The following is a 26,440-nucleotide window of genomic DNA, read 5'->3' as shown; positions in this document are numbered from 1 at the left end:
CGATGGCGATCAGCAAGAACAACCTCGTCATGACCGCTCTCATCTGCGTAACCGCCGGTATTTCCATGCCGGTTGCCGCGCAGGAGCCGAACTGCAAGGAACCGCAGACGCAGGCGGACATGACGATTTGCGCCGGCAAGGATTACGAAAAGGCCGACAAAGAGCTCAATGTCGCTTATCAGAAGCTGCGCAAGCTGCTCATCGAACGTGACAAGGCGGCGGATGCGGATGGAAAGGGTGCAACCGACGCGCTGGTGACAGCTCAGCGCGCATGGGTGGCGTTCCGTGACGCCAATTGCGCACTTGCCGGTTTTCAGGCGCGTGGCGGCTCAATGGAGCCGATGCTGATCTCTTCCTGCCTGGCCGAGACGAGCGGCAAGCGGGCGGAAGAACTGCGCCAACTCTCGGAAGGTTTCTGAACCCATGGCGCGGCGGATCACGATCGTCGGAAACGGGGAGCTGCCGCCAGGCGCGGCCCTGCTTATCGACCGGTCGGATATCGTCGTCCGTTTTAATGATTGCCGGTCTCTTGGGCTGGGCGGTACGCGCACCGATGTCGTGGCCGTGTGTAATACCGGGCGGCCGGGTCGCGAGATGACCGAGGGAAGCGAATGGCGCGAGAGCCATGGTGTGCGCCAAGCCGCCGCCATCTGGTCGGTGCGCGATCCTGCGAAATTTGCCGAAATGGAACCCGGCATCCGCGCAGCCTGGCCGGAACTCACTGATTTCTGCGCCGATTATACCGGCGAATTCGCGGCCATCGCACGAGCTGGCGGCAAAAGCCATGTCATTATTTCTCGCGGTGTGCATGAGAGGCTCGATACGGCGCTCGAAGCCTATAAGCCCGCACCATACGTCTGCCCCAGCACCGGCCTCGTTGCCATTGCCCATGTTCTTGAAAATGTCAGCGGCGATGATGACGAGGTGACGATTGCCGGTTTCAGCCACCAGGGCTGGAGCGGCCATCCCTTTACCGCCGAACAACAGCTGGTCGATGCCCTTGCGGGAACGGGCCGGCTGACACGATTTTCTCCCATACCGATTTTCTCCGCGTCCGAAGGAGCCTGAACCCATGCCATACAAGATTTCCCGCGCCGCCTATGCCGGCATGTTCGGCCCGACCGTTGGCGACAAGGTGCGTCTTGCTGATACCGAACTCTTCATCGAGATAGAGAAGGACCACACGACCTATGGCGAGGAAGTGAAATTCGGGGGTGGCAAGGTCATTCGCGACGGCATGGGCCAGAGCCAGGCGACGCGGGCAGAGGGCGCTGTCGATACCGTCATCACCAATGCCGTCATCGTTGACCATAGCGGCATCTACAAGGCAGATGTGGGCCTGAAGAACGGCCGCATTCACGCCATCGGCAAGGCCGGAAATCCCGATACGCAGCCCGGCGTGACGATCATCGTCGGTCCCTCGACGGAAGCAATTGCCGGCGAAGGCAAGATTCTGACGGCTGGCGGCATGGATGCGCATATCCATTACATCTGCCCGCAGCAGATCGAGGAAGCGCTGATGAGTGGTGTGACCTGCATGCTTGGCGGCGGCTCCGGCCCGGCGCACGGCACGCTTGCCACCACCTGCACCGGCGCATGGCATATCGAGCGGATGATCGAAAGCTTCGATGCTTTCCCGATGAACCTCGCGCTTGCGGGCAAGGGCAATGCCTCTCTGCCGGCTCCGCTGGAAGAAATGATCCTCGCCGGTGCCTCCTCGCTGAAGCTGCATGAGGACTGGGGCACGACGCCCGCCGCCATCGACAATTGCCTGACGGTGGCCGACGAATATGACGTGCAGGTGATGATCCATACCGACACGCTGAATGAAAGCGGTTTCGTGGAAGACACGGTTGCGGCTATCAGGGGCCGCACCATCCATGCTTTCCACACCGAAGGCGCCGGCGGCGGGCACGCGCCTGACATCATCAAGGTCTGCGGTAATCCCAACGTCATCCCGTCCTCGACCAACCCGACGCGGCCTTACACCGTCAATACGCTGGCGGAACATCTCGACATGCTGATGGTATGCCACCACCTGTCGCCGTCCATCCCCGAAGATATCGCCTTTGCCGAAAGCCGCATCCGCAAGGAAACCATTGCGGCGGAGGATATTCTCCACGATATCGGCGCGTTTTCGATCATTTCCTCCGATAGTCAGGCCATGGGCCGTGTCGGCGAGGTGGCAATCCGCACCTGGCAGACCGCTGACAAGATGAAGCGCCAGCGTGGCCGCCTGAAGGAAGAGACCGGCGAAAACGACAATTTCCGTGTTCGTCGTTACATCGCCAAATATACCATCAACCCGGCCATCGCCCAGGGTGTCAGCCACGAGATCGGCTCCATCGAAGTCGGCAAGCGTGCCGATCTGGTTCTTTGGAACCCGGCGTTTTTCGGCGTGAAGCCGGAAATGGTGCTGCTTGGCGGCTCGATCGCTGCCGCGCCAATGGGCGATCCTAATGCCTCCATCCCCACGCCGCAGCCGATGCATTACCGGCCGATGTTTGCCGCCTATGGCAAGCTGCGCACCAATTCCTCGGTGACCTTTGTCTCGCAGGCGTCGCTGGATGCCGGCCTTGCCCAGCGCCTTGGCGTCGCGAAGAAGCTGCTGCCGGTGAAGAATGTGCGCGGCGGCATTTCCAAGGCCTCGATGATCCACAATTCGCTGACGCCGCATATCGAGGTTGACCCCGAGACCTATGAAGTACGTGCGGATGGCGAGCTTCTGACCTGTGAACCGGCGACCGTGCTGCCGATGGCGCAGCGTTATTTCCTGTTCTGACGGCAGGCGCTCTTGAGACGCCTCACACGATGGATCGGCGGCGGCCTGCTGCTGCTCCTCCTGCTTCTTGTGCTGGGCACGGTTGCGCCGCGCCCGTTTTTTGCCGAGCAGGTGGGTGAAGGCGAAAAGAGCAGGGAAATCCTGCTCTTATCCAACCCGATCCACACCGATATCGCCCTGCCGGTTGATGACGATCTGCGGCGGGGCTTTGCCGCGTTGCAGGAGGGTGGGATTGCGGTCAATCATCCAGCTGCGGCCTATCTGGTGTTCGGCTGGGGCGGCCGCTCGTTTTACATTCAGACGCCCACCTGGGCCGATTTGAAACCGATGCCGGTTCTGCGCTCTTTCACGCTGGACAGCTCCGTCATGCATGTGGATGTGACAGGTGATTTTCCCGCTGATCTCGCCGGAGTGAAACGGCTTCGAATTTCCGAAGCGGGTTATCAGCGTCTCGTCGCGGGCATCCGGGCGAGTTTTGCCGGAAACGATGACGGTGTTAGTCTGGTACCCAGCGCTGGCTACGGCCTGACGGACGCTTTTTTCGAGGCGAATGGCCGGTTTAATGCACTCGCCGGCTGTAACACGTGGTCAGCCGCGATGTTGCGGGAAGCGGGCGTTCAAACCGGTTTGTGGACGCCCTTGCCGCCGCTGTTGCGCTGGTCGATAGACCTGCACAATTGATCCCCAGTTCCGTGCGGCATTTCGCGCATTTGGTGGCTGGAATCCCATTTTTATGCTGCACCGCAGCGCGTCTTGCGCTATGGAAACGGCAAAAGAATTCCGCGCGGATCGATCCCAAGCGATGCCTCGCAAAACGCCAGAACAGGAGACAAGACATGCTCGGCAAAAAAGTGCCCGCCGTAACCTTCCGCACGCGCGTTCGCGATGAGGCCGTTGGCGGCCCGAACCCCTTCCGTTGGCAGGACATGACCTCCGACGATTATTTCAAGGGCAAGAAGGTCGTCCTCTTTTCGCTGCCCGGCGCTTTCACGCCGACATGCTCGACCTACCAGCTTCCTGATTTCGAAAAGCTCGCACCCGAGTTCCGTGCGCTCGGCGTTGATGAAATCTATTGCCTGTCGGTCAATGATGCTTTCGTCATGAACGCCTGGGCCAAGGGTCAGAACCTCGAAAACGTCAAGGTCATCCCTGACGGTTCGGGCGAGTTCACCCGCAAGATGGGCATGCTGGTCGCCAAGGACAATCTCGGCTTCGGCATGCGCTCCTGGCGTTACGCCGCCGTCATCAACGATGGCGTCGTCGAGCAGTGGTTTGAGGAAGAAGGCTATTCGGACAATTGCGATAGCGACCCCTACGGCGTTTCCTCGCCGCAGAACATTCTGGAAAACCTGAAAAGCCGCGCTGCGGCCTGATTTTGGTTTTGTTGTTTGAGAAAGGCCCGGCAGCGATGCCGGGCTTTTGTTTTCCGAGGCATTGCCGCCCTGAAAACACACCTTGAAATCCCCCCGCCTATCCGTCAAAAATCAGAACCCCAAAGACTGTTTCTGAAACGGATCATCCCATGCTGCGCGTCACCTCCTATCACCCGGCCGGAACCCCTGCCGACGAGCCCTCCGGCTATGTCACGCTGGCGCATGACCAGCGGCATCTGCGCCGCAAGCTTCTGCATCTGCAGAATGACGAGATGGTGATGCTGGACCTGAAGGAAGCCGTGCTGTTTGCCCATGGCGACCTTTTGGTGGTCGAAAACGGCGATCTGATCGAGGTTCGTGCGGCGGATGAAAAGCTGTTCGAAATCAAGGCAAAGGACCGCCTTCACCTGATCGAGCTCGCCTGGCATCTGGGCAACCGGCATCTTTCAGCGCAGATCGAGGAGGAGCGTATTCTCATCCTGCGTGACCATGTCATTCGCGCCATGCTGGAAGGTCTGGGCGCCACAGTGCGCGAGGTGGAAGAGCCGTTTCAGCCGGCGCGCGGCGCTTATCACGCCCATGGCGGCCACTCGCATGGCCATGATCACGGGCACGGGCATGGCCACCACCATCATGATCACGGCTGAGGCGTGAGCGGGGAACGCGGCGTTGCCGCGCTGCTGCGCCTGATGGCCTGGATGTCGCCGGCGTTTCCTGTCGGCGGCTTTTCCTATTCGGGCGGGCTGGAAAAGGCGGTGGAGGACGGGCGTGTGCGTAATGCCGCCGGGTTGAGCGGCTGGGTGGAAACGCTTCTTCTCCATGGCAGCCTGTGGAACGACGCGGTTTTTCTGGCAGATGCCTGGCGATGCTCGCAGGATGCCGTAGCGCTCAGCGAAACCGCTGATCTTGGCCGCGCGCTCGCCGGTTCGGCGGAGCGTTATCGGGAGACCGTGCTTCTGGGGGACGCCTTCGTTTCCGCCGCCAGCGCATGGCCGCATGCGGTTCTGGAGCTGTTGCCGAAAGAGGCTCCCTATCCCGTCGCCATAGGCGCTGTGGCCGCGGGCCACGGCGTGCCGCTGCGCGAGACGCTTGCCGCCTTTCTGCATGCAGGTGTTTCACAGATCGTTTCTGCCGGTATCCGTCTCGGCGTCGCGGGCCAGAAAGATGGCGTTGCCATTCTCGCCGCAAGCGAGGCGGGGATTGCCGAGGTGGCGGCACGGGCCGTCCAATCCACGCTTGATGACCTCGGCAGCGCCACGATCATCGCCGATACAGCGGCGATGCGTCATGAAACACAGGGGACACGGCTTTTCCGTTCGTGAAAGCGACGGCAATCGATGGGGCGAGCGCATGCCACTTGTTTCTTCTCCCCACCGCGGAGAAGGTCGCGGCAGCGGGATGAGGGGGCTCCGGTAGAGATATACCGAGAGCCAGCCCCCTCACCGACCCTTCGGGCCACCTTCTCCCCGGCGGGGAGAAGAAACAAGTGGCATGATCCTTGCGTATATTTGAGCTGTTGAGTGGTTGTCGTAAGATTGGACCACAGCATAGTGAAGGGAACAGAGTGATGAAATCGGGTAATGGTCCGCTGCGCGTTGGGATTGGCGGGCCGGTGGGTTCCGGCAAGACGGCGCTGACGGAAAAGCTCTGCAAGGCGATGAGCGCCGATTATTCGGTCGCCGTCGTCACCAATGATATCTATACCAAGGAAGATGCCGAGGCACTGGTGCGCATGCAGGCGCTGCCTTCCGAAAGGATCGTCGGGGTGGAGACGGGCGGTTGCCCGCATACGGCCATTCGCGAAGATGCCACGATCAATCTGCAGGCGATTGCCGGGCTCAACCAGCGCTTTCCCGATCTCGACGTGGTTTTCATCGAATCCGGTGGCGATAACCTCGCGGCGACCTTTTCGCCTGATCTTGCCGATATCACCATCTATGTGATTTCCGTCTGCCAGGGCGAGGAAATTCCCCGTAAGGGCGGGCCGGGCATCACCCGTTCGGACCTGCTCGTCATCAACAAGAAGGACCTTGCGCCTTATGTTGGCGCGGATCTGACTGTCATGGACAGCGATGCGACGCGCATGCGCAACGCCATGCCCTTTGTTTTTACCGACATGAAACGGGGCGATGGCGTGGACCGCATCGTCGGTTTCCTGAAAGAGCAGGGCGGTCTCTGAATAATGACGATGCCCCGCCGTTTCGGCGCTTACGAAGTTTCCCGTTTTGTCGACGGTGTCTACAAGGCACCGGTCAGCCATCTCATTCACCGCCAGGGTGCCGAAGCGCTGGCTGCGGCCTTTGCCGGCCATCACGGCGAAACAGTGGATATGGACGTCAACTGCTTCACGCTTTCGGGACCTGAGGGCATCTGGCTGATCGATGCAGGCTGCGGCACGGCCTGGGGCGAGGCCTATGGCCATGCCCGTGCGGCTATGATTGCCGCCGGTATCCAGCCCGATGATGTCAGCCGTGTCATCCTCACCCATATTCACGGCGACCACGCACTCGGCCTTATCGATGGCGACCGGCCTTATTTTCCCAAGGCGGAGATATGGGTGCCGGAGGCCGATCTTGCCTTTTTCACCAATGCAGAGGCGCGAAAGACATTGCCGCCCGCCCGGCAGGGCGGTTTCGATCTGGCTGCCCGCCTGATCGATATTTGCGGCGCGATGTTGCGGCCGATCTCGGTGGGGATGGTTGCCGAGGACATAGAGGCAATCGCGGTGCCCGGTCATACGCCCGGACAGATGGCTTACCTCATAGGAAGAGACGATAAGCGCTTGATGTTATGGGGCGATGTGCTGCATGTCGGGGACATGCAGGCGGCCGATCCCGGAATTGCTTTTGTCTATGATATCGATTCCGAACTCGCCCACGCGACGCGTCTCGAAGCGTTGTCGGCGGCGGCTGACCATGGTTGGCTGGTGTCCGGCGGCCATCTCGGCGGCTTTTTTACGGTCGAGCGGCGGGGCGACAGTTTCGGTTTTATACCGCAGCCTGGATGACTTCCGTGCAATACACCGAAGGGCGGAATGCCTGATGGGCCTCCCGCCCTTCGTCCTCTCCCCGTATTTTCAGATCTGTTTCAGCGCCGCCACGTCATTGACCTGGACGATGCGACCGCGCACCGTGACGCCCGACTTTTTCAGGGTGGAGAAGGCGCGGGAGAGGGCCTCCGGCGCAAGGCCGAGCTTGCCGGCGAGCAGGCTTTTCTGGAACGGCAACCGCAGCGAGAAGGATGTCGCGTCGCGCGGGCCCTGATTGATGAGGTAATGGGCGACACGCTGCGGTGCCGTCTGCAGGCGGTCATTGGCAACGCAGTCCATGGCGGCCAGCAGGCTGTTTGACAGGCAGCGCATGACGGCCTTGGCGATGGCCGGTTCCTGATCGATCAGGCTGCGCAGCCTGGTGAGTTCGAAACGCGCCACGGTGCAGCTTTCCGCCGCCTGCGCGCTGTAACGATAGGTGTCGCTACCGAAGATCAGGCATTCATTGAAGGTATCGCCGGGGCCGCTGACGCGCACGTCCGCTTCGCGCCCGTGCCTGTCCAGCCGGTAGAGCCTGACGTAACCCGACAGCACGCAATAGAAGTGCTGGGCCAGTTCGCCTTCCTTAAAAAGCACATGGCGGGCATTCACATTGGCAATGGTCGCCGCCTCCATCAGCTTCAGCGCCACCGCGTCATCCGCGATCCCGATCAAGGGCGCACGCAGCAGAATGTTCCTGTCCCTGTTGCTCAGCTTCACGGTCTTGTTCACGTCCATTCGGCTCCCGCTCAAACCTTTTGCCGGGCTGTCCGAAGCGATACGAAACCGGGGATGTTCCTTGCCCCTCACGCCCATCTGCACTGAACTCATCGCATTTTCCTCGACCGGCAATTCCCGATGCGAGGGAGACTAGCAGTTCAGGTGGAAAGCGAATTGATTTCGATCAAACGGGGGTGCGGCCGTTGTGAGGAAGGAAATGATGGGGCTGCTCATGCTTCCAATCACAAGGGAAATATGGAGCGAGCGCATGCGGCATATTTCTTCTCCCCGAGGGGGAGAAGTCCGCGGCAGCGGGATGAGGGGGCGAGGGTCGAGATATCAGGAGAGCTTGCCCCCTCATCCGACCCTTCGGGCCACCTTCTTCCCGGCGGGGAGAAGAAACGATCCGCGATGCCGTGCTCTCCCAAAGTATATGGAAACGCCGGGCACATGACCCGGCGTCTCAATCTTCAAGCTGCAGCACTCACTCGGCGGCAAGCGGCGGCAGTCGCAATATATTGCTGCCCTTGTCCGCGGCCTTGTCGCCGCTGCCCTTTTCCATACTGGCCACCCGTGCCTCCAGCGAGGAAAGCGCGAGGCTGTTTTCGCGGGCGATCTCCGAGAGTTTCTCGTTGGAGAGGGCCTCTTCCTCCTCTTCCTTCTTGCCGACGAAACGGCCGAAGAGGTGGGCAAGCAGGCGCGACAGGTCGTCCATGATCAGGAAGAAGGCCGGCACCACGATCAGCGACAGCACCGTGGAAACGATGATGCCGCCGATGACCGCAATCGCCATCGGTGCGCGGAACGAACCGCCTTCGCCGACGCCGAGCGCGGAGGGCAGCATGCCTGCCGACATGGCGATGGAGGTCATGATGATCGGGCGGGCGCGCTTACGGCCCGCCTCCACCATGGCATGCACCCGCTCCATGCCGTGACGGCGCATTTCGATGGCGAAATCCACCAGCAGGATGGCGTTCTTGGTCACGATGCCCATCAGCATCAGAATGCCGATGAGAACCGGCATGGAGAGCGCGTTCTGCGTGATGATGAGCGCGACTGCCACGCCGCCGATGGCAAGCGGCAGCGAGAACAGGATTGTGAAGGGCTGGATGACATCCTTGAACAGCAGGATGAGCACGACCAGCACCAGCATCAGGCCAAGCAGCATGGCGTTGACGAAGCCCTGCTGCATTTCGCCCTGCACCTTGGCGTCACCGCTTTCGGCAAGCCGAACGCTTGCCGGCAGGTTGGTTTCCGAAACGATGCGCTTGAACTCGGCCGTCGACGTATCGAGCGCCGTGCCGAAAGGCACATCCGAGCCGATGGAGACGACGCGGTTGCGGTCGTTGCGCTTGATCGAGCTCGGGCCTTCCGAGTAATCGATATCGGCCACGCTGTAGAGCGGCACCAGCGAACCGGAGGCGGTCTTGATCTTCAAGGCGCGGATGGTGGCGAGATCGCGGCGGGTATCGAGCGAAGCCTGCACGCGGATCGGGATCTGCCGGTCATCCAGCGAGATTTTCGTGAGCTGCGCATCGATATCACCGATGGTGGCGACACGCACGGTCTGCGAAATCTGCTGCGGCGTGATGCCCAGGCGGGCGATCTCATCCTTGCGCGGGCGGATCTGCAGTTCGGGACGGGGCAGAGCGCCTTCCGAACTGACATTGGCAAGGATGGGCGAAGCGCGCAGGCGGCTTTCGAGAATGCCCACGGCGTCGTTCAGATCCTTCTCGTTGGTTGAAAGGAAGTTGAAGGAAAGCTCGCGTTCCGCGCGGTCGTTCAGCTTGATGATGCGAACATCCGCAATGCCACGCACCTGCGCGAAAATATCCCGCTCGACATCCCATTGCGGACGTGTACGGCCCTTCTCCTCCAGCTTGGGAAGATATTGGCCGATGAGCGGAATGGAGCCGAGCCCCTTGTTGACGAGCGTTTTCAGCAGTGAGTGATCGATATGCTCAAGGATGACATTGACGGTGGCGCGGCGCAGCTCCAGGTCCCCCTTGGGCGAAGCACCACCGAGGATGAAGACGCTTTCCACGCCGTTGATGTCACGGATCGCCTGGTAGATCTGCGTCGTCGTGCGGTCGGTCTCATCCAGCGTCGCATTGGGCGGCAGTTCAACGGACAGGGTGACACGCGAGGCGTCATCAGGCGGCAGGAAGCTGCCGGGGACCTGGCTCAACAGCATCACTGAGGCGATGAGGAAGGCAATCGCTCCCAATAGCGTGAGATAACGCGCCCACCATTTCCGCGTGGTGGCGGTCACCATGCGCGTATAGGCCTTCATCAGCCTGCCGTCATTGTCGTGGTGATCGTCCATCGCGTCTTCGGCGCGCATCAGATAGGCCGCCATCAGGGGTGTGATGAGACGGGCCACTGCCAGCGAGAAGAATACCGAGAAGGCGACAGTGAGGCCGAACTGGATGAAGTACTGGCCCGGAATACCCGGCATGAACGAGACGGGCACAAAGACGGCGATGATGGTGAAGCTGGTCGCGATGACGGCAAGCCCGATTTCATCGGCTGCTTCGAGGGCCGCGCGATAGGGCGTCTTGCCCATCTTGATATGTCGGGCGATGTTCTCGATTTCCACGATGGCGTCGTCCACGAGAATACCCGTGGCGAGCGTAAGCGCGAGGAAGCTGACGAGGTTGAGCGAAAAGCCCATGATATCCATGATCCAGAAGGTCGGGATCGCGGAAAGCGGCAGCGCCACGGCGGCGATCAGTGTCGCGCGCCAGTTCCGGAGGAAGAGAAGGACCACGATAACGGCGAGGATCGCGCCTTCGATCAGCGTGTCGAGTGCGGCCTTGTAGTTGCCATAGGTGAAATAGACGGCGTCATCGACCATCTCAATCGAGACATCGGGGTGGTCCTTGCGGACCTGATCGAGACTTTGCGCGACGGTTTCGGCGACCGAAACCTCGCTCGCGCCCTTAGAGCGGAACACTGCAAAGGTGACGGCCGGATTGCCGTTGAAGCGCGAGAAGGATTTCTGCTCTTCATATGTGTCCGTAACCGTGCCGAGTTCGGAAAGCTTGACGAAGCGGCCGTTGGAAAGCGCAATCGTGGTGTTGGCAAGCTGGCTTACATCGCGTGTATCGCCCAGCGTGCGGATGGTCTGCTCGTTGCCGCCCACCTGGCCGCGGCCGGAGCCGAGGTCGATATTGGTGCCGCGCAGCTGGCTGTTCACCTCTGTCGCGGTGATGCCATAGGCATCGAGCTTTTCGGGGCTGAGCGAAACGCGCACCTCGCGGTCCGCGCCGCCGTAACGGTCGACCTTGCCGATGCCGGACTGGCCCTGCAGCGAGCGCTTGATCGTGTCATCCACGAACCAGGACAGTTCCTCCAGCGTCATGTTCGGCGAAGAGACGGCGAAGGTCTGGATCGCCTGTCCCTCGACGTCGATCTTGCTGACGACGGGCACTTCGATATCGGAGGGAAGATCGCTGCGGATCTTGTCGATGGCGTCCTTGGTGTCCTGAACCGCTTCTTCCGTCGGTTTTTCGATGCGGAACACGACCGTTGTCGTCGACTGGCCGTCGACAACGGTGGACTGAATTTCGTCGACGCCACTGATGGCGGCAACGGCGTCCTCGATCTCCTTCGTTACCTGCATCTCCAGTTCGGAGGGCGAAGCCCCGCTCTGGGTCACGGTGACGGCGACGACGGGCACGTCGATATTCGGGAAACGGGTGATCGGCAGCGTATTGAACGCCTGCATGCCGAGCATCATCAAAAGCGCGAAGCCGAGAAGCGGCGCAATCGGGTTACGGATTGACCATGCGGAGAAGTTCATTTCATTCCCTCAGTCAGTTGGACGCAGCCGTCTGGGCTTCCACCGGTCTTATCCGGTCACCATCACGCACGAATGCTCCAGCTTTCTCGACAACCTTGTCTCCAGCGGCAAGGCCGCTGACGATCTCGATGAATCCACCGTCTTCTATGCCGGTCTCGATCTTCACCTGCTTGACGACGTCGCCCTCCACCTTGCGGGTGGTCGAGCCTTCACGTCCTGAAGTGACAGCCGAGAGCGGCAAGGCAAGCGCGTTCGTCTCCTCGATCACGATCTCTGCGCTGGCATACATGCCCGATCGCGCCGGGCTGTTTTCCGGCAGCACCACATGCACGGAACCGAGGCGCGTCGTCGGATCGACGGTCGGCGAAACGAGGCGCACCTTGCCTTCTATTTTCGCTCTTCCGCCAGCAACCGTCAAATAGGCTTTCTGGCCGACTTTCACGTTTTGAATGTCGGTTTCGGAAAGATCGGCAACAAGTTCGATGGCGCCGTCCTTGATGACGGTGAAAAGCGGGTTTCCGGCGCCGCTGGCAATCGCGCCCACCTTGGCGTTCTTGGCTGAAACGATGCCGGCGACCGGGGTTTTCACGCCGGTGCGCGTGAGCTTGAGATCGATATCGGCGATCTGGGCGTCAACCACCTTGATGTCGGCTTCGCCGGCGGAAACGGCCTGCTTGGCCGCATCGAGGCGAGCCTGCGCCACCTGCGCGAGGGCTTCGGTCTTTTCCGTTTCGGAAATGGAGCCTGAACCGGTCTGGCTGAGCTTGGCGGCGCGGTCGCGCTGGCGAAGGGCGTCGGCCAGATTGGCCTGCGCCTCCAGCACCTGCGCCTTGGACTGGGTGACGGAAGCTTCGGCCTTGGCCTTGTTGGCTTCGAGCTGGCTCTTTTGCAGGACGAGGCTATCGGAGGACAGGACGGCCAGAACCGCATTCGCCGCCACCCGGTCGCCGATATCGGCGTTCAACGTGTCGATCGACAGGCCGTCGACCAGGGGCTGGACGTAGATTTCGTCCACCGGGCGGATTGTGCCTGTCGCGATAACACGGTCAACGAGGTCGCGCTTTGCGACATGCGCGACGATGATCGAGGGCACGTTCTGCTGTTTCACCGGCGCCTGCGCCTCTCCCTCCGCGGCTGCTGGAAGGGGAAGCGCCGTTGCGGACAGAAGAAGAAGGAAAAGAATGCGGTTAAACGTGACTTTATGCTGCATATGTCTTGGCTCGCGCAATATCCGCTCACATGTCCTGCAGGCTGCGGCCCGTATCTTAAAAGGTCATGCGATGGCGAATGTGAAACAAGGGATCACAATACTCCCTTTTCGATCCTCCCGATTCGAACGCCCCTCAACGCGAATCTCAAGCACCTTTGCCCTGTGCTTTTTCTACAAGATCAAATTTGGCAGTCTTGTGGGCGGGACTGTAATTCTTGTTGTCGTGCAAATCAATCCGCATAGCCACGAGGGTTGATATACATTTTTGTATAGGCAGAGGTGTTGTAATTGGTTTGATGGGTTACCATTGCGTGACGCGGCCTGGAATTCTGAGAACGCTTAATACGTCGTCATCCTCGGGCTTGACCCGGATCCAGGCACATCGCCGCAATCGAAATGTCGGTAAATCCTCGGGTCAAGCCCGAGCATGACGGAAGAGAGGTTGTCATTCAAGAAAATCGCGCGGTCAACGCCGCGCGATCCTATCTTCCCGCCCGCGCCTACTTCAACGCAGCGTCGGTAATTTCGGTCGTATATGCGCCCGAGGGCTCCTTGGTGATAACGGGGTCGGAGCCGCCGCCGAGCAGGGTCTTTACTGTTCGCTCGTAATCCGCCTTGTCGAGAGCGCCCTTCGAGCCGGCCGTCAGCTTTGCCACTTCGCCCATCATGCGCTTCTGGTGCTTTTCGGTCTGCGCGCCGGAGGCGTCGTTTTCGAGAACGATATCGGCGGCCTCGTCAGGGTTTTCCTCGGCCCATTTCCAGCCCTTCATGGAGGCACGGACGAATTTGACCATGTCCTCCTTGAACTTGGCGTCCTTCAGCTTGTCTTCGAGAACGTAGAGCCCGTCTTCCAGCGTCGCCACGCCTTCGTCTTCATATTTGAAGGTGACGAGGTCATCAGGCTTGATGCCGGCATCGAGGACCTGTCCATATTCATTATAGGTCATGGTGGAAATGCAGGCGGCCTGTTTCTGCAAAAGCGGATCGACGTTAAAGCCCTGTTTCAGCACGGTAACGCCATCGGCGCCGCCGGTGGTCGGAATTTTCAGGTGCGCCATCCACGACAGGAACGGATATTCATTGCCGAAGAACCAGACGCCCAGCGTCTTGCCCTTGAAATCATCAGGCTTCTTGATGCCGGTTTCTTTCAGGCAGGTCAGCATCATGCCCGATGATTTGAATGGCTGGGCGATATTGACCAGCGGCACGCCCTTTTCACGCGTGGCAAGCGCAGACGGCATCCAGTCGACGATGACGTCGGCCCCGCCGCCGGCCAGAACCTGCGCGGGCGCAATATCCGGGCCGCCGGGCTTTATGTCGACATCCAGGCCTTCGGCTTCATAAAAGCCCTTGTCCTTGGCGACGTAATATCCGGCGAACTGCGCCTGGGTGACCCATTTCAGCTGCAGGGTGATCTTGTCGGCGGCCTGAGCGCTAAATGCGGTCAGCAGTGACGCCCCGGCAAGAAGCATGGATGCAAGTTTCATTTTCATCGCTGTTCCCTTTTTCGTATTTACGTTCGTCCCCCACGGACGGACGGATGCCAGAAGGTGACGGCCCGTTCTGCGAGCGCCACAAGACCGTAAAAGCCCGAACCTGCGAGCGCCGCCACGGCAATCTCGGCCCAGACCATATCGACATTGCTGCGGCCCATTTCCGCCGAGATGCGGAACCCCATGCCGACGATGGGCGTGCCGAAGAATTCCGCGACGATGGCGCCGATCAGGGCGAGCGTGGAGTTGATCTTCAGCGCGTTGAAGATGAAGGGCCAGGCGGCGGGCAGGCGCAGTTTTATCAGTGTCGGCCACCAGCCGGCAGCATAGGTGCGCATCAGGTCGCGCTCCATGTGGCTGGCGGCGGCAAGCCCCTGCACCGTGTTCACCAGCATCGGGAAGAAGGTCATGATGACGACGACGGCGACTTTCGACTGCCAGTCGAACCCGAACCACATCACCATGATGGGTGCGACGCCGACGACCGGCAGGGCGGAGACGAAGTTGCCGATGGGCAGAAGCCCGCGTTGCAGGAAAGGCGAGCGGTCGATGAGGATGGCGACGACGAACCCGAGGCCGCAGCCAAGGACATAACCCGTCAGTACGGATTTGATGAAGGTCTGGCGGAAATCCGCCCAGAGAATCGGTAGAGAGCCGAGAAGACGGGCGAGAATGGCGCTCGGCGCCGGCAGCAGGATGGGCGGCACGGAAAATCCGCGGACCATCCCTTCCCAGAGAACCAGAATGGCAAGGCCGAACAGCAGCGGCACGGCGAGGCGGCTTATGCGTTTCGCGCTCTGGGAAATAAAGGCATGGCGTACCAGCCATTCGTTGAACGCCCAGGCGGCAAGCCAGAACAGGATAGCGCCGATAAACCAGCCGGGGTTGGTCATGGCCGTGCTCCCATTCGCTTGAGGACGGCGGCATGGGCGACGCCGATGATCGATACCAGAATGGCGGCGACACCGGCTGCCATGAACAGCGCCGCCCATATCTGTACCGTCTGGCCATAATAGGAACCGGAGAGCAGGCGCGCGCCGAGACCGGCGACGGCCCCTGTCGGTAGTTCTCCGACGATGGCGCCGACGAGCGCGATGGCGATGGCGATCTTCAGCGAGGTGAAGAGATAGGGCAGGGCGGCGGGCCAGCGCAGCTTCCAGAAGATCTGCGCTGGTGAGGCATTATAGGTGTGCATCAGGTCAAGCTGCAGGGTTTCGGGGCTTCTTAAGCCCTTCACCATGCCGACGACGATGGGGAAGAAAGAGAGATAGGTCGAGATCAGCGCCTTCGGCAGCAGTCCGGAAATGCCGATGGAGTTCAGGACAACGATGATCATCGGCGCGATGGCGAGAATGGGGATCGTCTGGCTGGCAATGATCCACGGCATGACGGAGCGGTCCATGGCGCGGTTATGGATGATCGCGACCGCCAGCAGGATTCCCAGCACCGCCCCGATGACGAAACCGAGCAGCGTGGCCGAAAGCGTGACGCCGGCGTGGTAGACGAGGCTGCGCTTGGAGGTGACGGCCTTGTTGACGGTGGTATCCCAGAGTTCCGCGATGATCTGATGCGGCGCGGGGAGGACCGGGCGCTCCTGCGCGAAGGTTTGCGGCAGGAGTTCGAGGAAGCCCGGCGTCTGGCCAGCGCGGGTGGCCTGGTCGCGGGCGAAGGGCATGTTGAGGTAGATGACGGCGAGGTGCCAGAGAATGAGGATGGCGAGGAGGATGGTGAGGATGGGGAGGACGCGGTGGCGGAGGAGGGTCATGGGGTTTTGCTCCGCTGCGTGCATTGAGGGTGATGGTTAGCGGTGACCTGTGGGTGAGGCTTACCCCCCTCTGCCCTGCCGGGCATCTCCCCCACAAGGGGGGAGATCGACTCGTGGCATGGTCGCGGCCATCTCAACGCCTGTGGAAAGAGCATTGGTAGCGCTCCTTGCCGATCTCCCTCCTTGTGGGGGAGATGTCCGGCAGGACAGAGGGGGGTAACACCTGCCGCAACGGCGTCTTTTCCAGCATCACCCCTCATAACCATGCCCCGCCTTCAACCCCTCACGCACCCGATGCGCGATAGCCAGAAACTCCGGCGTCTCGCGAATTTCCAGCGGCCTTTCCCGAGGCAAACTGGATTCGATCACATCGGTCACCCGGCCCGGCCGCGGCGACATCACGACGATCTTGGTCGAGAGATAAACGGCTTCCGGAATGGAATGGGTGACGAAGCAGATGGTCTTGCCGGTCGTATCCCAGAGTTTCAGCAGCTGTTCGTTCAGATGATCGCGAACGATCTCGTCCAGCGCGCCGAAGGGCTCGTCCATCAAAAGCAGGTCGGCATCGAAGGCGAGCGCACGGGCGATGGAGGCGCGCTGCTGCATGCCGCCGGAAAGCTGCCAGGGGTATTTCTTGCCGAAGCCGTTGAGGTTGACGAGGTCCATGGTGCGGTCGATGCGCTCGCGCTGCTCGGCCTTGCTGTAACCCATGATTTCGAGCGGCAGGGCGATGTTCTTTTCGATGCTGCGCCATGGATAGAGCGCGGCGGCCTGAAAGACGTAGCCGTAGGACCGGTCCTTGCGGGCATTTTCCGGCGTGGTGCCGTTGACGGTGATCTCACCCGACGTGTGTTTTTCGAGATCGGCGATGACCCGCAGAAAGGTCGTCTTGCCGCAGCCGGAAGGGCCGATGAAGGAGACGAAGTCGCCCTTTTTCACGTCGAGATCGACATTGGACAGCGCGTGAACCGGGCCGTCCCCCGTTTCGAAAGTGAGGCCCAGTTTTCTGGCGGAAACGACGGAATAGGAAGAGGCCTGGTTCATCGCGGCTTGGTTTCACTTTCCGTAAGTGCGGCGCGCGCCAGCGGCAGCATCTGGGTTTCCGTCAGTCTGGCGATGGTGACGCCGGGGGTGCGGTCGAGATCGAGCCAGCGGACTTCCTCGATTTCCGCCTGCGGGGTGACCTCGGAATGAAGCCTGGCGGTAAAGGCATGGGCGACGACATCAGCGCCCGGCTCATTGGCGGCTTCCTCGCGAAAGATGCCTTCATAACGCGCGGCATTTTCGGGCAGCGTCAGGCCGATTTCCTCGGCCAGCTCGCGGTGAAGCGCCTGTTCCGGCGTTTCGCCTGGATCGATCTTGCCGCCCGGCTGCATGAACTGCGTGGTGCCGCGCTTGCGCACCACGAGCATCTGCCGCTTCTCGTTGAGGAGAATGGCGGCGGCGATGAGGATTTCGCGTTTCGGCTCGCTCATGATCACACGCCCGATGCCGGAATGCCTGTGCGTTCCACCTTGCGTGGCGATACGAGCTCCTTCCAGGTGGAAAGCGCCTGGCTGACGGCCGGATAGGGATCGCGGGCGATGAACTGGCCGTGGCCGGGCTGTGTCTCGATGGTGCTTTCCTCAACGCTCACCAGCCCGCGCGAGAGCGTGTAGCGCGGCAGACCCTTCACCTTCTGCCCTTCGAACACGTTGTAATCGATGGCCGATTGCTGGTTTGCCGCACTGATGGTCTTTGTAAGCGCCGGGTCCCAGACGACGATATCGGCGTCGCTGCCGACGAGGATCGCGCCTTTTCTCGGATAGATGTTGAGGATCTTGGCGATGTTGGTGGAAGTGACGGCGACGAACTCGTTCATCGTCAGCCGGCCGGTTGCCACGCCATGGGTCCAGAGCAGCGGCATGCGATCTTCCAGCCCGCCGGTGCCGTTCGGTATCTTGCGGAAATCACCGAGGCCGAAACGTTTCTGATCTGTGGTGAAGGCACAATGGTCGGTCGCCACACATTGCAGCGAGCCGGAGGCGAGACCCGCCCAGAGGCTGTCCTGATGCTGACGGTTACGGAAGGGCGGCGACATGACGCGGCGGGCGGCGTGATCCCAGTCGGGATTGGCATATTCACTTTCGTCGAGGATCAGGTGCTGGATCAGCGGCTCGCCATAAACCCGCATGCCGTTTTGCCGGGCGCGGCGGATGGCTTCATGGGCCTGTTCGCAGGAGGTGTGGACGACGTAAAGCGGCGCACCGGCCATATCGGCGATGATGATGGCGCGGTTGGTCGCCTCGCCTTCGACGGAGGGCGGGCGGGAATAGGCGTGCGCTTCCGGCCCGACATTGCCTTCCGCCATCAGTTTTTCCTGCATCTGCGCGACGATATCGCCGTTTTCCGCGTGCACGAAGGGAATGGCGCCGAGCTCCGCGCAGCGCGAGAAGGAGGCGAACATCTCGTCGTCATTCACCATCAGCGCGCCTTTATAGGCCATGAAGTGCTTGAAGGAGTTGATGCCCTTTTCCTGAACCACCGTCTTCATCTCATCGAAGACCTGTTCGCCCCACCAGGTGACGGCCATGTGGAAGGAGTAATCGCAATTGGCGCGCGTCGCCTTGTTGTCCCAGCGTTGCAAGGCATCGAGAAGCGACTGCCCCGGCTCCGGCAGGCAGAAATCCACCACCATGGTCGTGCCGCCGGCCAGCGCCGCCCGCGTGCCGCTCTCGAAATCATCGGCGGAATAGGTGCCCATGAAGGGCATTTCCAGATGCACATGCGGATCGATGCCGCCGGGCATCACGTAACATCCGCTCGCATCCAGCACGGTGCCGCCGGTGAGATCAGGGCCGATCTCGGTGATTTTGCCATCCTCGATCTTCACATCTGCCTTGTAGGTGAGGTCGGCGGTGACGATGGTGCCGTTCTTGATGATGGTAGCGGTCATTCCACGATCTCCGCAGTCTCCAGCACGGCATGCAGCAACACGTCGCAGCCGGCCTTTGCCCATTCGGGTGAAATTTCTTCGGCCTCGTTGTGGGAAAGCCCGTCCACGCAGGGGCAGAAGATCATGGTGGAGGGAGCGACTCTGGCCGTCCAGCAGGCGTCGTGGCCGGCGCCGGAGATGATGTCCATGTGGCTGTAGCCCAGTCGTTCGGCGGCGGCGCGTACGCGCCCGACCAGTACGGGATCGAAGGTGACGGGGTCGAAATGGCCAATGGCTTCGATCGAGCAGCCGACGCCGAGTTCTTCGGCGATGGCGGGCACCTCGCGTTCGAAGATGGCGCGCATGCTGTCGAGCTTTGCCTGCGAGGGGGTTCTGAGGTCGATGGTGAAGACCACCTTGCCGGGCAGCACGTTGCGGGAATTGGGCGTGAAGATCATCTGGCCGACGCCGGCGACGGCTCCCGGCTGGTGAGCCATCGCCACTTCCTGCACCTTTTCCAGAATGCGGGCGGCGGCAAGGCCGGCATTAACGCGCATGGCCATCGGGGTGGAGCCGGTATGGGCTTCCTTGCCGGTCAGCGTCACTTCCAGCCACCACAGGCCCTGGCAATGGGTGACGACGCCGATCTGCTTGTTTTCGGCCTCCAGAATGGGGCCCTGTTCGATGTGATATTCGAAATAGGCATGCATCTTGCGCGCGCCGACCTCTTCCTCACCCAGCCAGCCGATGCGTTTCAGCTCCTCGCCATAGGTTTTGCCGTCGGTATCCGTGCGGCTATAGGCGTAATCGAGATCGTGAATGCCGGCGAAGACCCCCGACGCCAGCATGGCAGGCGCAAAGCGGGCGCCTTCCTCGTTCGACCAGTTGGTGACGACAATGGGGTGTTTCGTGCGGATATTGAGGTCGTTCAGGCTGCGCACGACTTCCAGACCAGCCAGCACGCCAAGCACGCCGTCATATTTGCCGCCGGTCGGCTGGGTATCGAGATGGCTGCCGATATAAACGGGGAGCGCGTCCGGGTCCTCGCCGGCGCGGGTGGCGAACATGGTGCCCATGCGGTCGACGCCCATCGTCAGGCCTGCCGCTTCGCACCAGCGCTGAAAAAGGCGGCGGCCTTCCGCATCCTCATCCGTCAACGTGCGGCGATTATTGCCGCCGGCAATGCCGGGGCCAATCTTCGCCATATCCATCAGACTATCCCACAGACGGTCGCCATTGACCGTCAAGTTCTTACCCGCCGTCATGAAGTGTCGTCCTCACCTGTTTTGTTTTTATCAAAGCAAAGCTTGTGCCGTTCCCTTTTTTGCCGGTTAAGATAACAGCCATTGCCTTGTGGCGGCGATGATGGATAAATTGACCGGCTGGTAAACATTGCAAATTCGCGATGGCGTCAGCAAGGGAATTTGTGACGAAACGCAGTAATTTTGCCTAAGCTATGAACGTCGATTATTTTTTAAGCATACTGTAGCGGCAATTGCATTGAAAAGAAACAGAGAGCTGAGAATGGCCATACCGCGCGCAGCGAAAACACAGAAGCGGACCCGCATTCAGGAGGAAAAGCAGGAAGCGATTCTTGAAGCCGCGCTCAGTGTTTTTTCCACGAATGGGTTCCGCGGCTCCACCATCGACCAGATTGCGGAAGCGGCCGGCATGTCAAAGCCGAATGTGCTTTATTACTTCCGCACCAAGGAGGCGATGCATCGTGCGCTGATCGAGCGGGTGCTGGACACGTGGCTCGACCCGCTGCGCGCTTTCGATGCCGAGGGTAATCCTGAAAGCGAGATCCGCTCCTATATTCGTCGCAAGCTGGAAATGTCGCGCGATTTCCCGCGCGAAAGCCGGCTGTTTGCGAACGAAATACTGCAGGGCGCGCCGCATATCGAGGATGAACTGAAGGGCCCGTTGAAACAGCTGGTGGATGAGAAGGCCGAGGTGATCCGCGCCTGGGTGAAGGCCGGGCGGATGGCCAAATGTGACCCTTACCACCTCATTTTCTCGATCTGGTCGACCACCCAGCACTATGCCGATTTCGATGTACAGGTGCGGGCGGTTCTGGGCGACAAGAATGGCGGCGAGGGACGTTTCGAAGACGCGGCCCGCCATCTGGAACAGCTTTTCATGGGCGGGTTGCGGATAAACGGCTGATCGGCCTGCTTCTCGCGATTATGTGATAAGCCCTCCGCATAAAAACATGAGGAAATTTATCACCTTTATACTTTACTCCAAAACTCATCTTTATTATGGTGCCGGCATCCCGAACGTCGGGGCCCGATATCGGGGTATCAAAAACCAACCGGCAGGTGAGGGAATGGCACGCAAGGAAAAGAAGAAGGCCGAACGTGGCGGTAAGCAGGGCAAAGGCGCTCCCCAGACCGAGCGGGACGTGGCCGAACAGCAGCTTTCCGGTCCGAAAAGCTTTCTTTATGTCGGCGGCCGTGACTGTCAGGTTGCCCATCTTCGCCAGATCGCCAGCAATTTCGGCGCCGAACTGATCCACCACGATGGCGGCCTGCGTGAGGCGGTTTCGCGCATCGATACCGTGCTTCCTTCCGTCGACTGCGTTTTCTGCCCGATCGACTGTATCAGCCACGATGCGTGTCTGCGGGTGAAGTCCGGTTGCAAGAAATTCGGCAAGACGTTCATTCCGCTGCGCAATGGCAGCAAATCCAGTCTGGAGCGGGCGCTTCAGACGATGAATGAACGGAGCCCCAGCGATGAGCGACGAGCGCAATAATTTTCCCGACGAGCACCGCACGGCGGACAGACCGTGTGGTGTGGAACTGCACAAGATGGCCGAACAGGCGAGCGATCCGGCCACGACGGAATTTTATGACATCATCGGCGAACGCGAAAGACGCAGCCGCGTTGCCGGAAGCGGCGGCAATGTGGTGACCTTTCCTCATCAGCGCGCCCGCCAGCCGGGTGAAACGACGGCCTTTCAAACAGGTGTGGCGGCTGAAAAAGGCCGCAACATTCTGCCGTTTCGCTGGACGCGTGGTTAGCGTTAAATCCTTGCCGAGAGGGCAAGATGGCGCCAGGTGTGAGGGAGCTCCGCTCGCACTCCGGGTCACGATGCAGATGCCCTAAAACAATCAGCCTTTAGGCTTCAAAAACGCTCCCGCGCACAACACCAGCCAACCCGCGATCATGCCGATGCCGCCCAGCGGCGCAGCGTATGGAAACAGGCTATGGCCGGAAAAATGCCTGATAACGAGATCGCCGGCGAAGATCGCCGTGCCGAGACCGAGGATCAAGCCCGCCGGAATGGCGGTCCTGATGCGATCCGCACCGATATGGAGCGCGATAAGAACCGGCGCATGCGCCAGCGCCATGGCGGAGGCATTACCGAGCATATAGGTTTCGCCGGTATGGGTGGCAGCGGCGGCAAGCATGACGCCGGCAGCACCCAGCAGGCTGCCCAGCAACAGAATGAAGGCCCGTAATCTGGCCCCGGGCACGGTCGCTATGGTCGCGTTCTGCGTGGTCATTGGCTGTCCGCCTCCCGGTTCTGCATGTGAAAGGCGAGCCTCTCGATCGGGGGCCATATGATCTCGCGCAGCTTCGGATTTTCGATCGTCTCCTCCATGGCGCGGCGGAAGCAGAGCAGCCATTCATCCCGCTCGGCAGGGCCGATGGGGGCGACGAAATGGCGGCGGCGCAGCATCGGGTGGCCGTGCTTCTCGACGTAGACCGGCGGTCCGCCAAGATATTCGGTCAGGTAATCGTAGAACTTCGCTTCGCTGCCTGAAAGATCGGCCGGGTGGATGGCGCGGCAGCGGGCTGCTTCCGGCAGGGTATCCATCAGTTGATAGAAGCGCCGGGTGAGCGCCCTGACGGTCGCATCGCCACCGATCGCTTCATAAAGGGTAATGGTTTCGCCGCTCATAATCCGCCTCTCGTGGCCCTCCGGCTCTTATCGCTCCGTGGAGCCGGAAGAGCAACAGGCACGGGCAGGGTGCGACATTTGGGACAGATTAAAAAGGGCAGATGCCGGGCTTGCCCGGCATCATCCAAAAATCATCCAAAATTTCGGATAAGGTCGAGCCCCTTGCTCAAAAGCGTCTCGGCCTCATCCTGATTGGCAGCTTCGACGTAGCAGCGCATTTCCGGCGCGTTACCGGAGGGGCGGAAGTGGATGGTGCTGCCGTCGCTCAATGACACGCGCAGGCCGTCGATGTCGCTCAGGCCTTTCACCGTGCCAACCGGGGCGAGGAAGGCTTCGAGATTGGTGCGCGAGGCGCGCAGATGCGCCATCAGGGCGGCGCTCTTTTCCTGCGCGAAATTTTCCAGGCGGTCGGCGGCGGCGACCGGAAGGTTATAGGCGGCGGCGATTTGCGACAGCGGTTTTTTCTGCTCCGACGAAAGAAGCAGCACGGCAAGAACGGGCAGGAAGCTGTCACGCGTGGGCAGCGGCGAGAGGGGCCTGCCGTTGAGCGTGAAGGAAGAGGCCGTCAGCAGGCCGCCATTCGCCTCGAAGCCCATCACGCCGTTCTTGCCGGCTGAAAGGGCGTCTGCCATACCGGCAATGACGAAAGGCGAGCCAACCTTCGTACGAACGACCTCAAAGGAACCATTGGCCTCGATGCCGGAATTGGACGTTACAGGGGTGACAACGACGCCTGCGCCAAGGAAATTGGCGGTGATGAGGCCAATGAGGTCGCCGCGCAGCGGTACGCCCCTTTCATCGGCCAGAAGGGGGCGGTCACCGTCGCCATCGGCGGAAACAATGGCGTCGAGACTGTGCTCAGGAGCCCATTTTTTGAGAAGCGAAAGCGTCTCCGGCGAGACCGCCTCCGTATCGACGGGGATGAAGGTCTCCGAGCGGCCGAGCGGAACGACATCGGCGCCGTAATGGGCGAGAACGTCGACAAAGAGATCGCGCGCCACCGTGCTATGCTGGTAAACACCGATCTTGAGGCCTGAGAGAGCCTTTTCCGGCAACAGCGCGATGTTGCGTTCGTAGAATAGTTCGGCTGCGATGGCGGAATGGTCTTCGGCAGTCGCCGATTCGTCGCTGATGCCTTCCGCTTCGATTTCGGCGGCGAGGGCTGCGATGGCCGTCTCGTCCTGCTTGTCGATTTCGCCATCCGGGCGGTAGAACTTGATGCCGTTGCGGTCGGCCGGGATGTGGGAGCCCGTGATCATCAGCGCGCCCGCCTTCAGCGACAGAGCATAAAGCGCCAGAGCCGGGGTGGGCACCGTGCCGCAATCGAACGGCGTGAGGCCTGCCTTTTTCAATGCCGCGATGCAGGTGGCGGACACATCGGGGCTCGAATCGCGGAAATCGCGGCCAACGAGAATGGGGTCGCCCGCCTTTGCCTGGCCCGATGTGAGAAGGTGCCTCGCAAATGCCGTGGCATAAACGGCCGACGCTTTTCCTTTCAGATCGACGGAGAGGCCACGAAGGCCGCTCGTTCCAAATTTCAGGCTCATTCTCAACTCCGCTTCCGTAAAATCTTTGAGGGCCAAATGGATAGTTCAAAAATGTAACGCTTGAAAGAACCGTATCGATCCATTCACGTCAATCCTCCCCTTCCCTGGAGGCCGCGAATAGGCGATGATGACGGCAATGATGCGGGTAACCTAAAATTCACCCGTCATATTTAAACTTGTCCGTCGATAGCGGCTATGGCGACGATGAGGATCATCGGTTGCCGGCTTTTTTTGGTTCGTTCGAGTTGGATTGGCTGATGTACAGGCTTCAAAAGGCGGGACATAAGCAGGTACGTCCGCTCGATGAAAAAACGGCGCCGGCCGCGAAAACTCATGGTTCCCTGCTGGATGATCTGGTGGATGACGACGAGGTTTTCGAGCGCACGGTGCTGAAAGAGCATCTCGAGCCGAAACCGGCCGCGGCTGCCGTCGAGCCCGCTCCGGCCGCGAGACCGGTGAAGGCGTCGTCGCCCAGCGGAAGTCTGGCCGCAGCATTGCCGGGCCTCAGCCATATCGACAGGATCGGCGTTGACGACGTCCTCATCTGGCTTCGCAGGGGCATCGTCTGGATCGTTCTGGCAATCATTCTCTGCGTCGCGGCTGCGCTCAGCTATGCGTATATGACGCCGCCACGCTACACGGCCTATACGGATATCGTCGTCAATCCCTCCAATCTCAACGTTGTCAACGACGGCGTGTTCTCGCCGAACCAGCAGCGTGACACGCAGATTCTCGAAGTCGAAAGCAAGCTGCGCACGATCACGTCGCGCAACGTGCTGGCGCGGGTGGTGGAGGAACTGAAGCTCGATCAGGATCCGGAATTCATCAGCCCGCCGCCGCTCGCCCGGCTGAAGGCGATGTTTTCATCCAGGCCGGAAGATGGCGACAACCGGCTCGGTGCACTCCGCTCCCTCGGCGACCGGGTCGCAGCGGAACGCGACCCACGCTCCTTCGTGGTGACGCTTTCCGTCTGGACCAATGATGCGGACAAATCCGTGACGGTCTCAAAGGCCATCGTGAAGGCGTTTGAAACCGAGCTGTTCCAGACGACCTCCGACAGCAGCCAGCGTGTCGTCGACGATCTCAGGAAGCGGCTTGAGGAAATGCGCGAGAATGTTACTGCGGCTGAAAAGCGGGTGGCCGATTTCCGTCGCGAAAACGGCCTGCAGGAGAATAATGGCCAGCTTGTCAGCAACCTGGCCTCCGGTGAGCTCAATGCACAGGTTCTCGCGGCCCAGCAGCGCGTCATCCAGGAAGAATCCCGGCTGAAGCAGATGGAGGCGGCAATCGCGCAGAACCGCACGCAAAGCGATGCGATTTTCGATAGCCAGACCATGAACACGATCCGGGCGCAATACAGCACCCTGCAGCAGCAGATCGGAGCCATGACGCTGACCTACGGCGCGCGTCATCCGCGGCTGGCGACTGCAGGTGCGGAACGGGCCATGCTGGAACGCGGCATGGCCGACGAGGCGCGGCGCATTCTGCAGGCAGCCAAGACAAATGTCGCCGAAGCGCGCTCCTCGCTCGATGCGCTGCGACTGAAAGCCGTGGCGGAGCGTGCCAATGTCTTTACCGATAACGAAGCGCAGGTGCGGCTGAGGGATCTTGAGCGCGACGCCCGCTCGGCAGCGGCGATCTATGAGACCTATCTTACCCGGTCACGCCAGCTCGCCGAACAGCAATCGATCGATTCCACCAATGTCCGCGTTATTTCGCAGCCGGTTGCGCCGAACTCCAGAAGCTGGCCGCCGGGCAAGCTGGTCTTCCTCGTCGCTGGCGGCGCGGGCGGCCTGTTTCTCGGCCTCGCCATTGCAATCGCACTCGGGCTGTGGGGTTATCTGCGCCGGGACGATCATGCGGAAGCCGCGGCGCGTTAAATCTGGGACCCCGCGC

26 protein-coding genes are annotated in these 26,440 nt (G+C 60.8%); 13 read left to right on the top strand and 13 right to left on the bottom strand.

All coding sequences use genetic code 11. From position 1 onward, the window contains the following. The first annotated feature begins 2 nt into the window (after window positions 1-2). From BTN45_RS10775 to BTN45_RS10735, 9 genes are all read left to right on the top strand, one after another. Window positions 3-419, top strand: a complete 417-nt coding sequence (locus tag BTN45_RS10775) for a lysozyme inhibitor LprI family protein (protein WP_082074323.1) — start codon at window positions 3-5, stop codon at window positions 417-419. Between the two features lie 4 nt (window positions 420-423). Then, on the top strand, window positions 424-1,068 hold the full coding sequence (locus tag BTN45_RS10770) for a Urease operon accessory protein (protein ID WP_207587686.1): 645 nt from the start codon (window positions 424-426) through the stop codon (window positions 1,066-1,068). 4 nt (window positions 1,069-1,072) lie between these two features. Then, on the top strand, window positions 1,073-2,782 hold the full coding sequence (gene ureC, locus BTN45_RS10765) for an urease subunit alpha (RefSeq protein WP_004443293.1): 1,710 nt from the start codon (window positions 1,073-1,075) through the stop codon (window positions 2,780-2,782). Between the two features lie 12 nt (window positions 2,783-2,794). Further along, on the top strand, window positions 2,795-3,463 hold the full coding sequence (locus BTN45_RS10760) for a TIGR02117 family protein (protein WP_207587684.1): 669 nt from the start codon (window positions 2,795-2,797) through the stop codon (window positions 3,461-3,463). 155 nt (window positions 3,464-3,618) lie between these two features. Beyond that, the gene (locus BTN45_RS10755) at window positions 3,619-4,155 is read left to right on the top strand and encodes a peroxiredoxin (RefSeq protein ID WP_006699556.1); all 537 of its coding nucleotides are present in this window, start codon (window positions 3,619-3,621) and stop codon (window positions 4,153-4,155) included. A gap of 149 nt (window positions 4,156-4,304) precedes the next feature. Then, the gene (gene ureE / locus BTN45_RS10750) at window positions 4,305-4,802 is read left to right on the top strand and encodes an urease accessory protein UreE (RefSeq protein ID WP_004443285.1); all 498 of its coding nucleotides are present in this window, start codon (window positions 4,305-4,307) and stop codon (window positions 4,800-4,802) included. 3 nt (window positions 4,803-4,805) lie between these two features. Continuing rightward, window positions 4,806-5,477, top strand: a complete 672-nt coding sequence (locus tag BTN45_RS10745) for an urease accessory protein UreF (RefSeq protein ID WP_207587681.1) — start codon at window positions 4,806-4,808, stop codon at window positions 5,475-5,477. Window positions 5,478-5,722: 245 nt separating this feature from the next. Further along, window positions 5,723-6,334: an urease accessory protein UreG gene (ureG, locus tag BTN45_RS10740; RefSeq protein ID WP_004443279.1), complete on the top strand. Its 612-nt coding sequence runs from the start codon at window positions 5,723-5,725 to the stop codon at window positions 6,332-6,334. A gap of 3 nt (window positions 6,335-6,337) precedes the next feature. Beyond that, a complete protein-coding gene (locus BTN45_RS10735; protein ID WP_207587679.1) occupies window positions 6,338-7,162 on the top strand; it encodes an MBL fold metallo-hydrolase in 825 nt (274 codons plus the stop codon). Window positions 7,163-7,231: 69 nt separating this feature from the next. Here BTN45_RS10735 and BTN45_RS10730 read toward each other — a convergent pair whose 3' ends face one another. The 10 genes from BTN45_RS10730 to BTN45_RS10685 all read right to left on the bottom strand — a co-directional run bounded on the left by BTN45_RS10730 (window position 7,232) and on the right by BTN45_RS10685 (window position 20,355). Then, a complete protein-coding gene (locus BTN45_RS10730; protein WP_004443275.1) occupies window positions 7,232-7,921 on the bottom strand; it encodes a Crp/Fnr family transcriptional regulator in 690 nt (229 codons plus the stop codon). A 466-nt stretch (window positions 7,922-8,387) separates the two neighbouring features. Next, window positions 8,388-11,708 (bottom strand): efflux RND transporter permease subunit, encoded by a 3,321-nt coding sequence (locus tag BTN45_RS10725; protein ID WP_004443274.1) that lies wholly within the window; start codon window positions 11,706-11,708, stop codon window positions 8,388-8,390. A 13-nt stretch (window positions 11,709-11,721) separates the two neighbouring features. Continuing rightward, complete coding sequence (locus tag BTN45_RS10720; protein WP_006699561.1) at window positions 11,722-12,918, bottom strand: efflux RND transporter periplasmic adaptor subunit; 1,197 nt, start codon at window positions 12,916-12,918, stop codon at window positions 11,722-11,724. A gap of 500 nt (window positions 12,919-13,418) precedes the next feature. Next, the gene (locus BTN45_RS10715) at window positions 13,419-14,411 is read right to left on the bottom strand and encodes an ABC transporter substrate-binding protein (protein ID WP_004443268.1); all 993 of its coding nucleotides are present in this window, start codon (window positions 14,409-14,411) and stop codon (window positions 13,419-13,421) included. 20 nt (window positions 14,412-14,431) lie between these two features. After that, a complete protein-coding gene (locus tag BTN45_RS10710; protein WP_207587677.1) occupies window positions 14,432-15,304 on the bottom strand; it encodes an ABC transporter permease in 873 nt (290 codons plus the stop codon). Further along, entirely contained in the window at window positions 15,301-16,176 is an 876-nt protein-coding gene (locus BTN45_RS10705) for an ABC transporter permease (RefSeq protein WP_207587675.1), read from the bottom strand. The genes BTN45_RS10710 and BTN45_RS10705 overlap by 4 nt, the downstream gene beginning before the upstream one ends. Before the next feature lie 249 nt (window positions 16,177-16,425). Beyond that, window positions 16,426-17,220, bottom strand: coding sequence for an ABC transporter ATP-binding protein (locus BTN45_RS10700; RefSeq protein ID WP_037091764.1), 795 nt, complete (start codon window positions 17,218-17,220; stop codon window positions 16,426-16,428). Continuing rightward, window positions 17,217-17,651 carry an NUDIX domain-containing protein gene (locus tag BTN45_RS10695; RefSeq protein ID WP_004443258.1) on the bottom strand — a complete coding sequence of 145 codons (435 nt, stop codon included), beginning with the start codon at window positions 17,649-17,651 and terminating at the stop codon, window positions 17,217-17,219. The genes BTN45_RS10700 and BTN45_RS10695 overlap by 4 nt, the downstream gene beginning before the upstream one ends. A gap of 2 nt (window positions 17,652-17,653) precedes the next feature. Then, window positions 17,654-19,111: a dihydropyrimidinase gene (gene hydA / locus BTN45_RS10690; protein ID WP_207587673.1), complete on the bottom strand. Its 1,458-nt coding sequence runs from the start codon at window positions 19,109-19,111 to the stop codon at window positions 17,654-17,656. Next, window positions 19,108-20,355, bottom strand: coding sequence for a Zn-dependent hydrolase (locus BTN45_RS10685; RefSeq protein WP_207587671.1), 1,248 nt, complete (start codon window positions 20,353-20,355; stop codon window positions 19,108-19,110). The genes hydA and BTN45_RS10685 overlap by 4 nt, the downstream gene beginning before the upstream one ends. Window positions 20,356-20,614: 259 nt before the next feature. Between BTN45_RS10685 and rutR the strand changes: the two genes are divergently transcribed. The 3 genes from rutR to BTN45_RS10670 all read left to right on the top strand — a co-directional run bounded on the left by rutR (window position 20,615) and on the right by BTN45_RS10670 (window position 22,113). Further along, window positions 20,615-21,256, top strand: a complete 642-nt coding sequence (rutR, locus tag BTN45_RS10680) for an HTH-type transcriptional regulator RutR (protein ID WP_004443251.1) — start codon at window positions 20,615-20,617, stop codon at window positions 21,254-21,256. A gap of 163 nt (window positions 21,257-21,419) precedes the next feature. Next, window positions 21,420-21,845: a DUF2325 domain-containing protein gene (locus BTN45_RS10675; RefSeq protein WP_022556790.1), complete on the top strand. Its 426-nt coding sequence runs from the start codon at window positions 21,420-21,422 to the stop codon at window positions 21,843-21,845. Beyond that, window positions 21,826-22,113, top strand: coding sequence for a hypothetical protein (locus BTN45_RS10670; RefSeq protein WP_004443246.1), 288 nt, complete (start codon window positions 21,826-21,828; stop codon window positions 22,111-22,113). The genes BTN45_RS10675 and BTN45_RS10670 overlap by 20 nt, the downstream gene beginning before the upstream one ends. Before the next feature lie 90 nt (window positions 22,114-22,203). On the opposite strand, the gene BTN45_RS10665 is transcribed toward BTN45_RS10670, so the two are convergent. The 3 genes from BTN45_RS10665 to uppO form a co-directional block, all read right to left on the bottom strand. Then, a complete protein-coding gene (locus tag BTN45_RS10665) occupies window positions 22,204-22,599 on the bottom strand; it encodes a DUF423 domain-containing protein (protein WP_004443245.1) in 396 nt (131 codons plus the stop codon). Further along, a complete protein-coding gene (locus BTN45_RS10660) occupies window positions 22,596-22,997 on the bottom strand; it encodes a group II truncated hemoglobin (RefSeq protein ID WP_207587669.1) in 402 nt (133 codons plus the stop codon). Before BTN45_RS10660 ends, BTN45_RS10665 begins: the two co-directional genes overlap by 4 nt. A gap of 131 nt (window positions 22,998-23,128) precedes the next feature. Beyond that, the gene (gene uppO / locus BTN45_RS10655; protein ID WP_207587667.1) at window positions 23,129-24,544 is read right to left on the bottom strand and encodes a polysaccharide biosynthesis phosphomannomutase UppO; all 1,416 of its coding nucleotides are present in this window, start codon (window positions 24,542-24,544) and stop codon (window positions 23,129-23,131) included. A gap of 257 nt (window positions 24,545-24,801) precedes the next feature. Here uppO and uppM point away from each other — a divergent pair, with 257 nt between their 5' ends. Further along, entirely contained in the window at window positions 24,802-26,424 is a 1,623-nt protein-coding gene (gene uppM / locus BTN45_RS10650) for a polysaccharide biosynthesis protein UppM (RefSeq protein ID WP_045532332.1), read from the top strand. The last annotated feature ends 16 nt before the right edge of the window (window positions 26,425-26,440 follow it).

It is taken from the genome of Rhizobium sp. ZX09, from assembly GCF_017357485.1.
GTDB classification, from domain to species: Bacteria; Pseudomonadota; Alphaproteobacteria; order Rhizobiales; family Rhizobiaceae; genus Agrobacterium; species Agrobacterium pusense.
This window is presented reverse-complemented; position numbering and strand designations above follow the sequence as displayed.